14 protein-coding genes are annotated in these 12,681 nt (G+C 65.7%); 6 read left to right on the forward strand and 8 right to left on the reverse strand.

Translation table 11 applies throughout. From position 1 onward, the window contains the following. The first annotated feature begins 8 nt into the window (after nt 1–8). The 3 genes from ACTJKF_RS12820 to ACTJKF_RS12830 are packed head-to-tail and all read left to right on the forward strand — an operon-like array spanning nt 9 to nt 2,111. Nucleotides 9–1,142, forward strand: coding sequence for an acyl-CoA dehydrogenase family protein (locus ACTJKF_RS12820; RefSeq protein WP_440623895.1), 1,134 nt, complete (start codon nt 9–11; stop codon nt 1,140–1,142). A gap of 34 nt (nt 1,143–1,176) precedes the next feature. Further along, nucleotides 1,177–1,638, forward strand: a complete 462-nt coding sequence (locus ACTJKF_RS12825; RefSeq protein ID WP_440623896.1) for a MaoC family dehydratase — start codon at nt 1,177–1,179, stop codon at nt 1,636–1,638. Next, nucleotides 1,635–2,111: a MaoC family dehydratase gene (locus ACTJKF_RS12830; RefSeq protein ID WP_440623897.1), complete on the forward strand. Its 477-nt coding sequence runs from the start codon at nt 1,635–1,637 to the stop codon at nt 2,109–2,111. The genes ACTJKF_RS12825 and ACTJKF_RS12830 overlap by 4 nt, the downstream gene beginning before the upstream one ends. A 52-nt stretch (nt 2,112–2,163) precedes the next feature. Here ACTJKF_RS12830 and ACTJKF_RS12835 read toward each other — a convergent pair whose 3' ends face one another. Further along, nucleotides 2,164–2,856: a glutathione binding-like protein gene (locus ACTJKF_RS12835; protein WP_440623898.1), complete on the reverse strand. Its 693-nt coding sequence runs from the start codon at nt 2,854–2,856 to the stop codon at nt 2,164–2,166. Between the two features lie 174 nt (nt 2,857–3,030). Beyond that, entirely contained in the window at nt 3,031–3,822 is a 792-nt protein-coding gene (locus ACTJKF_RS12840; RefSeq protein WP_440623899.1) for an oxepin-CoA hydrolase, alternative type, read from the reverse strand. A 215-nt stretch (nt 3,823–4,037) separates the two neighbouring features. Here ACTJKF_RS12840 and ACTJKF_RS12845 point away from each other — a divergent pair, with 215 nt between their 5' ends. After that, nucleotides 4,038–4,694: a glutathione S-transferase gene (locus tag ACTJKF_RS12845; RefSeq protein WP_440623900.1), complete on the forward strand. Its 657-nt coding sequence runs from the start codon at nt 4,038–4,040 to the stop codon at nt 4,692–4,694. 47 nt (nt 4,695–4,741) lie between these two features. Here ACTJKF_RS12845 and ACTJKF_RS12850 read toward each other — a convergent pair whose 3' ends face one another. Both ACTJKF_RS12850 and ACTJKF_RS12855 read right to left on the reverse strand, forming a co-directional pair. Continuing rightward, nucleotides 4,742–5,914: a pyridoxal phosphate-dependent aminotransferase gene (locus ACTJKF_RS12850; RefSeq protein ID WP_440623901.1), complete on the reverse strand. Its 1,173-nt coding sequence runs from the start codon at nt 5,912–5,914 to the stop codon at nt 4,742–4,744. Nucleotides 5,915–5,947: 33 nt separating this feature from the next. After that, a complete protein-coding gene (locus ACTJKF_RS12855; protein ID WP_440623902.1) occupies nt 5,948–6,445 on the reverse strand; it encodes a putative toxin-antitoxin system toxin component, PIN family in 498 nt (165 codons plus the stop codon). Nucleotides 6,446–6,502: 57 nt separating this feature from the next. Here ACTJKF_RS12855 and yaaA point away from each other — a divergent pair, with 57 nt between their 5' ends. Together yaaA and ACTJKF_RS12865 are read left to right on the forward strand one after the other, a co-directional pair. Then, a complete protein-coding gene (gene yaaA / locus ACTJKF_RS12860) occupies nt 6,503–7,285 on the forward strand; it encodes a peroxide stress protein YaaA (RefSeq protein ID WP_440623903.1) in 783 nt (260 codons plus the stop codon). Nucleotides 7,286–7,373: 88 nt separating this feature from the next. After that, nucleotides 7,374–8,528 (forward strand): M14 family metallopeptidase, encoded by a 1,155-nt coding sequence (locus ACTJKF_RS12865; protein WP_440623904.1) that lies wholly within the window; start codon nt 7,374–7,376, stop codon nt 8,526–8,528. Nucleotides 8,529–8,612: 84 nt separating this feature from the next. Here ACTJKF_RS12865 and ACTJKF_RS12870 read toward each other — a convergent pair whose 3' ends face one another. From ACTJKF_RS12870 to ACTJKF_RS12885, 4 genes are all read right to left on the reverse strand, one after another. After that, nucleotides 8,613–9,266 (reverse strand): BspC domain-containing protein, encoded by a 654-nt coding sequence (locus ACTJKF_RS12870; RefSeq protein ID WP_440623905.1) that lies wholly within the window; start codon nt 9,264–9,266, stop codon nt 8,613–8,615. A 130-nt stretch (nt 9,267–9,396) separates the two neighbouring features. Continuing rightward, nucleotides 9,397–10,071, reverse strand: a complete 675-nt coding sequence (locus ACTJKF_RS12875) for an energy-coupling factor ABC transporter permease (protein ID WP_440623906.1) — start codon at nt 10,069–10,071, stop codon at nt 9,397–9,399. Between the two features lie 75 nt (nt 10,072–10,146). Next, nucleotides 10,147–10,983 (reverse strand): LuxR C-terminal-related transcriptional regulator, encoded by an 837-nt coding sequence (locus ACTJKF_RS12880; RefSeq protein ID WP_440623907.1) that lies wholly within the window; start codon nt 10,981–10,983, stop codon nt 10,147–10,149. A 211-nt stretch (nt 10,984–11,194) separates the two neighbouring features. Continuing rightward, nucleotides 11,195–12,412 carry a DUF2863 family protein gene (locus tag ACTJKF_RS12885; RefSeq protein ID WP_440623908.1) on the reverse strand — a complete coding sequence of 406 codons (1,218 nt, stop codon included), beginning with the start codon at nt 12,410–12,412 and terminating at the stop codon, nt 11,195–11,197. Nucleotides 12,413–12,681: the final 269 nt, after the last annotated feature.

Below are 12,681 nucleotides of genomic sequence, written 5' to 3' on the forward strand. Positions count from 1 at the left end.
AGACAACCATGGATTTCAGCTTTACCGATGAACAGCAGCAGTTCGCCGACGCGCTGCGTCGCTATCTCGGCGAGCAATACGGTTTCGACGCGCGCCAGGCCATCGTGCGCAGCGATGCGGGCGTATCGGACGCGCAATGGAGCGCCTTCGCCGAGCTGGGCCTGACTGCGCTACCCGTGCCGGATGCACAGGGTGGCTTCGGCGGCGGCCCGGTCGACATGCTGGTCGCGATGCAGGAGCTCGGCCGCGTGCTCGTGGTCGAGCCGTACTGGGCGACGGCGGTCGGCATCGAGGCGCTGCGTGTTGCCGGCTCGGGCACGGGCGACGACGCCGCGCTGCTGGAAGCGATCGCACAGGGGCAGAAACGCGTGGCCGTCGCCTTCCACGAACCGCGGGCGCGCTACGACCTGTATGAACTCGCGACGCACGCGCACGAGCAGGGCGGCGCATACCGGCTGACCGGCACCAAGTCGGTCGTGCAGCACGGTGCGCAGGTACACGCGTGGATCGTGCCCGCGCGCGTCGACGGCGGCGGCATCGGCCTGTTCGTCGTCGAGCGCGATGCCGCGGGCGTGAAGCTCGTCGACTACCGGACGATCGACGGTCAGCGCGCCGCGACGATCGAGCTGCATGACACGCCCGCACGGCAACTGACGGGTGGCGCACGCGATGCGGCCGCGCTCGAGCAGATTGCCGATTACGCGACCTTCCTGCTGTGCGCGGAAGCGGTCGGCGCACTCGACGAACTGAATCGCGCGACGGTCGAATACACGAAGACGCGCGAGCAGTTCGGCGTGCCGATCGCGCGTTTCCAGGCGCTGCAGCACCGGATGGTCGACATGCTGATCCACGCGGAGCAGGCGCGTTCGCTGACGTACCTGGCCGCGGTGCGTTACGCGGGCGGCGATGCCGATGCGCGGCGCAAGGCGGTGTCGGCCGCGAAGGCGCGGGTCGGCGCGGCCGCACGCTTCGTCGGCCAGCAGGCCGTGCAACTGCACGGCGGCATGGGCGTGACCAACGAGGTCGCCGCCGCACACCTGTTCAAGCGGCTGTCGATCATCGAGACGACCCTCGGCGACACCGATCATCACCTTGCGCGCATCGCGGCCCTGCCGGATTTCGCGCAGGCCGACGCGGCATGACGGCGACGCGCGAGCGCGCCACAGGAGGCACACAGTGGGTATCAGTTACGAAGATATGGAAGTCGGCAGTACGACCGAAATCGGCCGCTACACGTTCGACGCGGACGACATCAAGGCGTTCGCGCAACGCTACGACCCCCAGCCGTTCCATCTCGACGAGGAGGCCGGCAAGGCATCGCCGTTCGGTGGACTGGTGGCGAGCGGCTGGCATACGTGCTCGGTGTTCATGAGCCTGCTCATCAAGAAGCTGGGGCCGGATTCGACGAGCATGGGCTCGCCCGGCATCGACTCGATCCGCTGGCTCAAGCCGGTGCGCGCCGGCGACACGATCACGATGCACCAGAAGGTCCACGACAAGCGCGTGTCGGCGAGCAAGCCCGATCGCGGCATCGTGTCGACCGAATGGATCGGCACCAACGGCGCCGGCGACACGGTGATCACCGTGCACACCAAGGTGATTTTCGGGCTGCGCCATCCGCAAGGAGCGAGCGCATGACCGACGTGACGTTGCCGCTGATCGCGTCGGCGCAAGCGCTGCATGCGCGGGTCGGCGCGGAGCCGCTCGCGAGCGGCTGGGTCGAGATCGACCAGCGTCGGGTCGACGGTTTCGCCGACGCGACCGGCGATCACCAGTGGATTCACGTCGATCCCGAGCGCGCGCGGCGCGAGTCGCCGTTTGGCGGCCCGATCGCGCACGGGTTCCTGACGCTATCGCTGATTCCCGCGCTGATGACCGATGCGATGCGCCTCGAGCAGAAGATGGGCGTGAACTACGGACTGAACCGCGTGCGGTTCCTGAAGCCGGTGCCGGTCGGCGTACGCGTGCGCGCGCTGTTCGCGGTGAAGGAAACCGCGGATGCCGCGCGAGGCGGTGTGCAGGTGACGTGGTCGGTGTCGATGCAGGTCGAGCGTCCCGACGCGCCGTTGCCGGTGTGTGCGGCCGAATTCATCACGCTGCACTACTTCTGAACGGGCGCGGCGGCATCGACGGAGGCCGCCGCGTTGCACGCCGCGTGCTCGTTCAGTGCTTCGCGTATTGCGTGGCGCCGAACAGCACCTCGCGCGCCTTGTCGTCCTGTAGTGCCTTGCGCAACGATGCGAGGACTTCGACGCCGCGCTGCACGGCCGGGCGCGCGGCAATCGCTTCGTGCCAGCGCTTCACGTTCGGCAGTTCGTCGAGCACGATGCCCTGGTTCTGCCACGAGCGCGTCCACGGGAACGTCGCAATGTCCGCGATCGTATACGTGTCGCCAGCAAGATATTCGGATTCGCCGAGGCGTTTTTCCATCACGTTGTACAGGCGCTTCGCTTCGTTCGTATAGCGATTGACCGCGTATTCGATCTTCTCAGGCGCGTACAGGCGGAAGTGGTGCGCCTGCCCGAGCATCGGGCCGATGCCACCCATCTGGAACATCAACCATTCGAGCGTCGCGTAGCGCGCGGCCGGGTCGGTCGGCAGGAACTGGCCGGTCTTTTCCGCCAGGTACACGAGGATCGCACCCGATTCGAACAGCGAGATCGGCTTGCCACCGGGGCCGTCCGCGTCGACGATCGCGGGGATCTTGTTGTTCGGGCTGATCTTCAGGAATTCGGGCTTGAACTGGTCGCCCGTACCGATATCGATCGGATGCGCACGATACGCGAGGCCGGTTTCCTCGAGCATGATGTGTACCTTGTGGCCGTTCGGGGTCGCCCAGCTGTAGACGTCGATCATCGTCAACTCCTTCGTTGCATGCACGAAAACGGCGCCGGCGGGGCGCCGCGACAGGCGGTCATTAGAGCATGGATCGATGCGCGCTGCAGACGGCGGGAACGTGCGGCCGCACGCCCGCGCGTGCGCGCCGCTGCGGCGACGGCCGCGCCGTTTCAACGGCGGGATCGCGCCGGATCAGCGCTTGTAGCGGGGCTGGCGCTTCTCGAGAAACGCGGTAATGCCTTCGAGCGCGTCGGCGTGATGCAGCGATGCGACGAAGTGATCGCGCTCGGTGCCGAGATGCGCGTCGAGCGACTGTGCGCTCGCATCGTCGAGCAGCGACTTGATGCGCGTGAGCGCGTTCGGCGAGATGCCGGCAAGCGAGTCGGCCCACGCGAGCGCATCGGACAGCGCGGCACCCGGCACGGCGAGCCGGTTGACGACGCCGAGCGCATGCAGGCGTTCGGCCGCGACGGGCTTGCCCTCGAACAGGATTTCTGCGGCCAGCGCGCGCGGCAGCGCACGCGCGAGGAACCACGAGCCGCCGCCGTCGGGCGTGAGGCCGACGCGTGCGTACGACATCACGAACTTCGCGTCGTGCGCGGCGACGATCAGGTCGCATGCGAGCGCGAGCGAGAAGCCCGCGCCGGCCGCCGCACCTTCGACCGCCGCGATCACGGGTTTCGTCGATGCGCGGATCGCCGTGATCCACGCGGCGAGCTGGTCGATGCTGTCGGCCTGACAAGACGGATCCTTCGCGCGGTTGTCGAGCAGCCGGTTCAGGTTGCCGCCCGCGCAAAAGAAACGATCGGCGCCCGTGAGCACGACGGCGCGAATCGCGGGATCGCGCTCGGCAGTGGCGAGCGCTTCGACGCCGGCCGCGTACATGTCGGGATGCAGCGCATTGCGCGCGCCGGGATTGGACAGCGTCAGGACGAGCGTCGATTCGCTCTCGGGTGGACGCGAGGCCAGCAGTTCTGCACTCATGCGAGTGTGTCTCCATCGAATGGCGAGGCTGCGGCGCCGCGTGTTGCGCGGGCACGTGCGCATGCGGATGAGCGTGCTGCCACAGCGGATGTAATGTTGTCGTAGCGACGCGAAACTGCTTTAGACTAGCACGAACGTGCTTTTCAGCGCGACGAATCCCGATGCGGCCGATATCGCCATGCTGCGGCCGCGCTTCAGCAAGGAAGGAGACTCCGATGCTACAGCTGTGCGGTATTCCGTTGTCCAACTACTACAACAAGGTGAAGTTCGTCCTGCTCGAACATGACATCCCGTTTGAGGAAGTGTCATGCGGCTTGCCGATCAGCGATCCGGCACTGCTCGCCGATTCGCCGCTCGGCAAGATTCCGTTCTTGAAGACGGAAGAGGGCGCGCTCTTCGAGTCGCAGGTGATCGTCGAGTACCTGGCCGCGCGTTATCCCGACAAGGCCATTTTTCCGTCCGGTCCGTTCGCGGCCGCGAAGGTGCGCGAACTCGTCGAGACGCTCGAGCTGTATCTCGAATGGACCGCGCGCGAGGTCTACACGGAAGCGTTTTTCGGCGGCAAGGTCAGCGATGGGATGAAGGCACACGTCGAAAAGCGCCTGCCGCGCGCGATCGATGCGTTCAAGCGGATGGCGCAGTTCTCGCCTTACGTGCTCGGCGATACGTTCGGCCTGGCCGACATTGCCGCATCGATCCATCTGCCGGTGATCGGCATGGCGACGAAGGCCATCTTCGGTCGCGATTTCCTGCTCGACGCGGGCATCGACTGGAAGGCGCACGCCAAGCTGGTGGGCGAGCGGCCGGCCGCGCAGCGCGTGGCCGCCGATCGCAAGGCCTATATCGAGGCGACGAGCGGCGCGCGTTCGTAACTGCGACCGGGCGCGGCACCGGGCCGCGCCTGGCTACTCGTACCGGCTTACAGGCGCGCGAGCCGTTCGAGTGCGGACGCGAGCGTGCTTTCCTGTTTTGCGAAGCAGAAGCGCACGACGCCCGATTCGTGCGGCTCGTGATAGAACGCCGACACCGGAATTGCCGCCACGCCGATCTCCGACGTGAGCCACTTCGCGAATTCGGCTTCGGACAGATCGCTGATCGCCGAATAGTCGACGCACTGGAAGTAGGTGCCCGGACACGGCAGCAGCTTGAAGCGCGTGCGCTCGAGGCCGGCGCGGAAGAAGTCGCGCTTCTTCTGGTAGAAGTCGGGCAGCGTGAGGTACGGTGCCGGATCGCGCAGGTAGTCGGCGAGCCCGATCTGCATCGGCGTGTTCACCGTGAACACGTTGAACTGGTGGACCTTGCGGAACTCCGCGGTCAGCGCCGCCGGCGCCGCCACATAGCCCATCTTCCAGCCCGTCACATGGTAGGTCTTCCCGAAGCTCGACACGATGAAGCTGCGCGCGGCCAGTTCCGGGTAGCGCGCGACGCTCTCGTGCCGCGCGCCGTCGTAGACCATGTGTTCGTACACTTCATCCGACAGGATCAGCACGTTGGTGCCGCGCACGATCTCCTCGAGCTTGTGCATGTCGGCCTCGCGCCACACGGTGCCGGTCGGGTTGTGCGGCGTGTTGATCATGATCATCCGCGTCTTCGGCGTGATCGCGGCCGCGAGGCGATCGAACGGAATCGCGTAGTCGGGCGCTTCCAGCGTGACGAACACGGGCTTGCCGCCAGCGAGCTCGATCGACGGCAGGTAACTGTCGTAGGTCGGTTCGACGACGATCACCTCGTCGCCCGGATGCACCGCGCACAGGATCGCCGTCAGCAGCGCCTGCGTTGCGCCCGCCGTCACCGTGATCTCGGTGGCCGGATCGTAGCGCCGGCCATAGACGTGCGCGATCTTGTCGGCGATCGCGTCGCGCAGCGGCGCGACGCCTGCCATCGGCGGATACTGGTTGTGACCGTTGCGCATCGCGGCCGCGACCGCGTCGACGATACGCGGATCGCAGTCGAAATCGGGGAAGCCCTGGCCGAGGTTCACTGCGCGTTTCTCGGCGGCGAGCGCGCTCATGACCGTGAAGATCGTCGTGCCGACGTTCGGCAGGCGCGAGGGGAAAACGGGATTCGTGGGCATGTCGGAAGGAGCGTTCATCGATACGGTCGCAAGCGGGTGGCGCCGGGGTCGTCAGGCCGGCGAGGTGGTGGTGGCCGACGCGGCGTCGAGCGCGCAGGCTTCGGTAAATGGCGCGGGCTGCGCGATCCGGAAGCCGAAGTCGCGCGCGGTGCGCTTGGCGAGCTTGAGCAGCGCGCGGTCCTTCGACACGAGCCAGTCGGCCTGCGCGGCGCGCGCGAGCTCGAGAAACTTCTGATCGTCGCGGTCCTTGCACTTCGGCAGCGGCGGCGCGGCGGCGTCGACGGGCGGCGGGTCGACGAGACGCGTCAGGCGGGCCACGATCGCGAGCGCGGCGGCCTTGTCGATGGCGCGCGCCTGGAACTGCGGGTAGTCGAGCACGAGCTCGAGTTCGTTCAGGCAGCGGCCGTCGATCACGGCGGCCAGCGTGCCGCGTTCGAGCGCAGCCCGGATCGGGCGTGTGGCAGGGTCGTCGAATACGAGTATGTCGATCCAGACGTTCGAGTCGAGCACGACGCGATGTGCGGCATGCAGGGCGAGGGAGTGGGTCATTCGTTACAATCGGTGGTTTTCGTCCGACCGCAAGGCACGGCGTGCCAGCGAGCCTCTATGATAATCGTTCTCTCCCCCGCCAAATCCCTCGACTACGATACGCCCGCCCACGTGCCGTCTTACACGAAGCCTGCATTCGTCGACGATGCGTCGGAATTGATCGATGGCCTGCGCAAGCTGTCGCCGCAGGACATCGCGACGCTGATGGACATTTCCGACCCGCTCGCGCGCCTGAATTTCCAGCGCTATGCGGACTGGTCGCCGGCCTTCACGCCGGCCAACGCGAAGCAGGCGGTGCTCGCGTTCAACGGCGACGTGTACGAAGGGTTCGATGCCAAATCGCTGTCGGCCGCCGATCTCGACTACGCGCAGCAGCACGTGCGCGTGCTGTCCGGGCTGTACGGACTGCTGCGCCCGCTCGACCTGCTGCAGCCGTACCGGCTCGAGATGGGTACCCGTTTCGCGAACGCGCGCGGCAAGGATCTGTATGCGTTCTGGGGCGACCGGATCACGCGGGCGCTGAACGAGCAGCTCGAGACGCGCAGCGGCGCGTCGCGCGTGCTGGTCAACTGCGCGTCCACCGAGTACTTCAAGTCGGTCAAGCCGAAGCTGCTGGCCGCGCCCGTCATCACGCCGGTGTTCGAGGACTGGAAGGGCGGCCGCTACAAGATCATCAGCTTCCATGCGAAGCGTGCGCGCGGCCTGATGGCGCGCTATATCGTCGAGAACCGCATCGCCGAACCGGGGGCGCTGAAGGATTTCGCGATCGAGGACTACGCGTTCGACGCAGCCGCATCGAACGATTCGACTTACGTATATCGCCGGCGAATCGGCGAATGACCATGCCGGCCGTTCACGAGACGGCAGGCACATGCCTATGGCCGGACACGCGGCAAACCGTCCGTTCCGGTCGATTCTGGAGAGATAGATGACCCTTTCGATCACCAGCAATTTCGACGCGGGCGCGATCGACGTCGTGTCGTGCGACAGCCCGGACGCGATCCGGTTGCGCGTGCGCGGCGACAGCCGCTCGGAATTCGCGCAATGGTTCTACTACCGCCTGACGGGCGCGCGCGGCGAGCGATGCGTGATGTCGTTCGAGAATGCGGCCGAATGTGCGTATCCGTCGGGATGGCGCAACTACAGCGCGGTCGCGAGCTACGACCGGGTCGACTGGTTCCGCGTGCCGACGACCTTCGACGGCAAGACGATGACCATCGACCATACGCCCGAGTTCGACAGTATCTACTACGCGTATTTCGAGCCCTACTCGGAAGAGCGTCATGCGGCGTTCCTCGGCGCGGTGCAGCAGTTGCCGCAGGCGAGCGTCGTCGAGCTCGGCCGCACGGTCGAAGGCCGTCCGATGTCGCTGCTGACGCTCGGTACGCCGGAGCGCGATGGTGCGCCGAAGAAGAAGGTGTGGATCATCGCGCGCCAGCATCCCGGCGAGACGATGGCCGAGTGGTTCGTCGAAGGGCTCGTCAAGCGGCTGGCCGGATGGGGCGACTGGGCCGGCGATCCGGTGGCGCGCAAGCTGTACGATCGCGCGACGTTCTACATCGTCCCGAACATGAACCCGGACGGCAGCGTGCACGGCAACCTGCGCACCAACGCGGCGGGCGCGAACCTGAACCGCGAGTGGATGGAGCCCGATGCCGGGCGCAGCCCCGAAGTGCTGGCGGTGCGCGACGCGATCCATGCGACCGGCTGCGACATGTTCTTCGACATTCACGGTGACGAAGATCTGCCGTACGTGTTCGTCGCGGGTTCGGAGATGCTGCCGAGCTTCACCGAGCAGCAGGGCAAGGAGCAGACCGCGTTCATCGACGCGTTCAAGGTCGCGAGCCCGGATTTCCAGACCGAACATGGCTATGCGGCGAGCAAGTACAAGGAAGACGCACTCAAGCTCGCGTCGAAGTACATCGGCCATCGGTTCGGTTGCCTGTCGCTGACGCTCGAGATGCCGTTCAAGGACAACGCGAACCTGCCCGACGAGCGGGGCGGCTGGAACGGCGAACGCAGCGCGGCGCTCGGCGCGGCGATGCTTGCGGCAATCCTGGTGCATGTCGAGACGTTCGCGTAAGCGTACCGTCGTCGATATGAAAAAAAGCCGGCGCATCGCACGATGCGTCGGCTTTTTTGCTGCTGTCGTTGCCGCTTCGCCGTATCAGGACTTCTTCGCGGTTTTCTTCTTCACGGCCTTCTTCTGGCCGCTCGATTTCTTCGTTGCGACGGCTTTCTTGCCGGAGCGGCCTGACGCCTTGGCCTTCACCTTGCCGTGGTGCGACTTGCCCTTGAACTTCTTGGTCGATGACGACGGGCGCTCGACGTGCGGCTTCAGCGGCGGAACCGGATCATTCCAGCTGAACGCGAGCATTTGCTGGCCGACGTAGCCGCAGCGGAATTTCAGCGGTGTCGGCTCGCTGCCGTCGCTGTGGATCCCGAGGCCATCCACGGTGACGATATTGTCGACCTTGACGCGCTGCTTGCCCTGATCGAACGAGTCGTTCCACGGTGTGATCGTGGCGTTGCCGCTTTCGAACGCGTTCGGCGCGAAGTCGACGCGGTCGAAGGCCGACGACGTGCTGGCGATGAAGCTGCCGTGCGCCGCACAATCGGCAACGATCGGATCGGCATGCATCTCGTTGACGAATTTGTTGATCAGCTCGGAGCGCTGGTCGAGGAGGTCGGCGAATGCCGGTGCCGGAAGTGCAAGTGACAGGCCCGCGACACAGGCCGCCAGCTTGCCGAACGCCCGGACAATCCGGAGCGAGGCAGGAGAGCTGTCCATCTGGTTATTGGTGAGGAGCAAATGAGGCATCGGGCACGTATAGATGCCCGATGAAGATCAGGAGTTCAATCTTAGCGTAAAAAAGTTGTGCCGCAGTAGATGCCGTACTCTCCCGCGCTGCGGAAGCAGCGCACCAATTGCCCCCGGACAGGAAGCGCAGTCAGGCGCGCGGGCCGCCGAGACGATAGCGCCGGACGTCGAACGTCGTGACCCACGCCGGGCGATAGACGGCGATGAGCGCGGTCGCCATGCCGGTGAACCACGCTTCGCCCAGCGCGAGCAGCGCCGTGTTCAGCAAATAGCCGGCGGGAATCACGACGGGCACGCCGTCCGCGAGCGCGAGCTGCACGCCGGCTGCTGCGGCGGCGACCGCGATGATCGCGATGGCCGGCGACAGGAAACCCTGGCCGGTAATGAACGATGCGAGGTTATGCGGCAGCCACGCGATCGCCGCGCGCTGCAGCAACGCGGACACGGCGACCGGCAGCGCACCGTACACCAGATAGGTGAGGCCGATACCCTGCCACGACGCATCGAAGACGATGGCGGCGACGGCCGTGACCGCGCCCATCGCGATCAGCGCAAGCGTCCAGTCGAACAGCGTGACGAGTAGCGTCGCGCCGAGCAGGTGCATCACGATGCCGTCTTCGAGCCAGGCATTCGAGGCCCAGAGAACCGTGATCGCAGTGACGAGCGCGAGCCACACGTGCTGGAGCGTTGCGTCCTGCAGGCGGACGAACGGACGATTCCAGATCGCGAGCGCGAGCAGTGCCACGGTAGCGATCCAGCCACCGACGCCTACCCAGAGCGGAAGCGGTGTGAATAGAAAACCCATGCGTTCATATTACTCGTTGAGCATCAAAGGTGGGAATCCGCACATGCCGACCGTCGCAATATCGATACTGTCCGACTAGCGTCCGCGACGAAACCGCGCCGGCGGCTCGGCCGCGAGCGGCAAATCCTCGGTTCCGGGGTTCGTGGCAGGCAACGGGTACGGACGGTCCTTCCGTTGCGCTCGCAGCGGAACGGGGCCGCGTTCGCCGATGACCGGCTTGCGAGCACGATCGCGGTTCGCCAGCAGCACCTCGAGGTGCGGCGACAGCCAGCCGTTGTAGATCGCGACGGCGGCGGCGCGATTTGCCGCACCAAGCTGCTGGAAGATGCTGGCGAGGTGGATCTTCACCGTCCCTTCGCTGATGCCGAGCGTACGGGCGATCATCTTGTTGGTGCTGCCCATATGGACGAAGCGCATGATCTGCGCCTGTCTCGGTGACAGGAGGCCGCTCGCCGGACGGCGTGGCAGCGATCCGGCCAGCGTCTGGAAATGCGTGTCGTTGCGCGCCGCGGCGGCGGAGGGCAGCAGGCTGAGCGCGATGGGCGGGATGTAGTGCCCGCCGAGCAGAACGATTTCGAGTGCCCGTACGATCAGATGCGGCCGCATGGAATGCGGGATCACGCCCGCGACGCCGTAGTTGTAGAAGCGCTGGATGGCCTCCGGCGTGGATTCGTCGAGCAGCACGGCGGCGGGCGTCGGCGAGCACGCGCTGCAGAGCGCCTGAAGTTCGCTGAGCCGGCCGACGTCCAGCCAATCGATCGTCACGAGGTCGAAACGCTGGGTGCGCAGCAGCCGGCGCGCCTGAAATGCATCGGGCGCATCGTTGATGCTGGCGTGACGGTCGATCTGCCGCAGCAGGGCCTTCAGTCCATCACGCCGTTCGGCGTCTGAGTTCAACACCAGGAACCGCATATTCAACCTCCTGTTGGATAAGTCATTGAGCTGCCGTCGGCATGCCGTCGGTCCGATAATGACAAAGACCTTACATGATGTCTGCTTGGCTGAAAGGCTTAGGAAATGTCTGAAATTTTGGCCGGACGGCTGTACGGACGAAAAAAAGCCGCTCCGGCTGGAACCGGGAGCGGCTTCGGGTGGACCTGCCATGCAGGCCGCGCGATGCGGATCAGTGAAAATGCGGTTGGGCGGGCGACGCGTCTTCCGGCATTTCGGCATGGACGATTTCGCCGAGCGGATCCGCATAAAGCGGCACGCCGCAGTCGTCGCAATACTCGGGTTCGAAGCGGCCAGCGTGCCGCCGGACGTCGGTTACACCGCATTCCTTGAGCAGGCTCACGATTTCCTCGAGCGGGCCGTCGATCGGTGCTTCGCCTTCGAGCGTCGCGCTGTCGACCGATACGTCGCCGTTTTCGCGGCCGTAAAGCGGCCACACGACACCGTAGATCACGTCGTTGCTGGCACGTCGCGTGAAGCCGACACGATACTCGTCGATCCGGCGTTCGCCGAAGCCGGCGACCACTGCGCGCAGCTCCTGCGGCGCTGCACCAAGTGTGTCGAAAAGATAACGGATGGCCGTTCGGACCGTGTGCGGACGGATGCGCTCGTCCGCATCGCGGCAAGCGGAGTAGTACGCGTCCGGAAGCAGACACTCGAATTCGCAGCCGGGGAGGGCAACCGACAGGTTCGGGCCGCCCTGGGCGGTCCACTGCTCGAGACACTGGCCACGTTCGATCCGGTTGCCGTGTTCTTCTTCCTGCCAGCGGAACAGCGGCGCGCCGGCCGGTGCGGCGACGACGGCGAGCAGGAAGCGCGGATCGGCCAGGATCGGCGAGGTTTCGGGCAGGTCGCCGAAGCTGAGCTTGGCGGCGTGCTGGCCGATGGCGGCGTGCGCGAGTTGCTGCGCGAGCCGGTAGGTCTCGACGTGGTGGCGCGGCAACTGGTCAATGCTGTACAGGAACGGCGCGAGCCCGACGAGCGTGCCGGCTGCGAGCACGTGCGCCTGCAGGTGCGTGCGCAGCGACTCGGCGACGTCGCCCTTCAGCGGACCCGACGGAATCATGTAGCGCGTCCACGCGAGAACGGGGACGGCGACCAGCAGGGCATCGTACGGCTGGCCATCGTGTTCGATCACCATCGATTCGCTGTGGGTCTCGGCCATGTCGGCGAGCGCGCCATATGCATCGGGGTGATTCTGCTGCAGATGGTCGAGTGCGGCGTCGAGCGTAGTCTGGTTGCCGTTGCGAACGATCTTGGCGAGCAGCGCATCGAGCTTCGCTTCCCAGAAGCGATCCTCGATGCGGCTGCCCGAGGCGAAGAGCGCAAGCGACAGGCCGACCAGTTTGTCGGCGTCGGGGGGGAGGCGTTTGGCGATTCGCTGGCGCATATTAAATACGTATAGAAAGAGGCGAAGAACCTCACATTCTAGTCCGTTCTTTGCACCATAAGCGGTCTCGTGCTCCGGCATGGCCGGAAGGCCGAATCCGGCGGGGATGAAGAAAAATTCGTCGACCCCCTTGCACGAATGCCACGAGCTGCCTACAATCACGCCTCTTTCGCGCTAATGGAAACGCAGCGCGGGGGGGAAGAAGGGAAGCGGTGCGGTGGAGGGCAGGTTGTCGAGCCTCGGCGCACACGAAGTTGAACCCCAGTCGT

The sequence above is a fragment of the Burkholderia sp. 22313 genome (genome assembly GCF_052045245.1).
Classification (GTDB): domain Bacteria; phylum Pseudomonadota; class Gammaproteobacteria; order Burkholderiales; family Burkholderiaceae; genus Burkholderia.

What these genes read in the sequence shown, in the direction of transcription:
- ACTJKF_RS12820 (WP_440623895.1), top strand. Translation starts at nt 9, where the DNA reads ATGGATTTCAGCTTTACCGATGAACAGCAGCAGTTCGCCGACGCGCTG.
- ACTJKF_RS12830 (WP_440623897.1), top strand. Translation starts at nt 1,635, where the DNA reads ATGACCGACGTGACGTTGCCGCTGATCGCGTCGGCGCAAGCGCTGCAT.
- ACTJKF_RS12835 (WP_440623898.1), bottom strand. Translation starts at nt 2,856, where the DNA reads ATGATCGACGTCTACAGCTGGGCGACCCCGAACGGCCACAAGGTACAC.
- ACTJKF_RS12840 (WP_440623899.1), bottom strand. Translation starts at nt 3,822, where the DNA reads ATGAGTGCAGAACTGCTGGCCTCGCGTCCACCCGAGAGCGAATCGACG.
- ACTJKF_RS12845 (WP_440623900.1), top strand. Translation starts at nt 4,038, where the DNA reads ATGCTACAGCTGTGCGGTATTCCGTTGTCCAACTACTACAACAAGGTG.
- ACTJKF_RS12850 (WP_440623901.1), bottom strand. Translation starts at nt 5,914, where the DNA reads ATGAACGCTCCTTCCGACATGCCCACGAATCCCGTTTTCCCCTCGCGC.
- ACTJKF_RS12855 (WP_440623902.1), bottom strand. Translation starts at nt 6,445, where the DNA reads ATGACCCACTCCCTCGCCCTGCATGCCGCACATCGCGTCGTGCTCGAC.
- yaaA (WP_440623903.1), top strand. Translation starts at nt 6,503, where the DNA reads ATGATAATCGTTCTCTCCCCCGCCAAATCCCTCGACTACGATACGCCC.
- ACTJKF_RS12865 (WP_440623904.1), top strand. Translation starts at nt 7,374, where the DNA reads ATGACCCTTTCGATCACCAGCAATTTCGACGCGGGCGCGATCGACGTC.
- ACTJKF_RS12870 (WP_440623905.1), bottom strand. Translation starts at nt 9,266, where the DNA reads ATGCCTCATTTGCTCCTCACCAATAACCAGATGGACAGCTCTCCTGCC.
- ACTJKF_RS12875 (WP_440623906.1), bottom strand. Translation starts at nt 10,071, where the DNA reads ATGGGTTTTCTATTCACACCGCTTCCGCTCTGGGTAGGCGTCGGTGGC.
- ACTJKF_RS12880 (WP_440623907.1), bottom strand. Translation starts at nt 10,983, where the DNA reads ATGCGGTTCCTGGTGTTGAACTCAGACGCCGAACGGCGTGATGGACTG.
- ACTJKF_RS12885 (WP_440623908.1), bottom strand. Translation starts at nt 12,412, where the DNA reads ATGCGCCAGCGAATCGCCAAACGCCTCCCCCCCGACGCCGACAAACTG.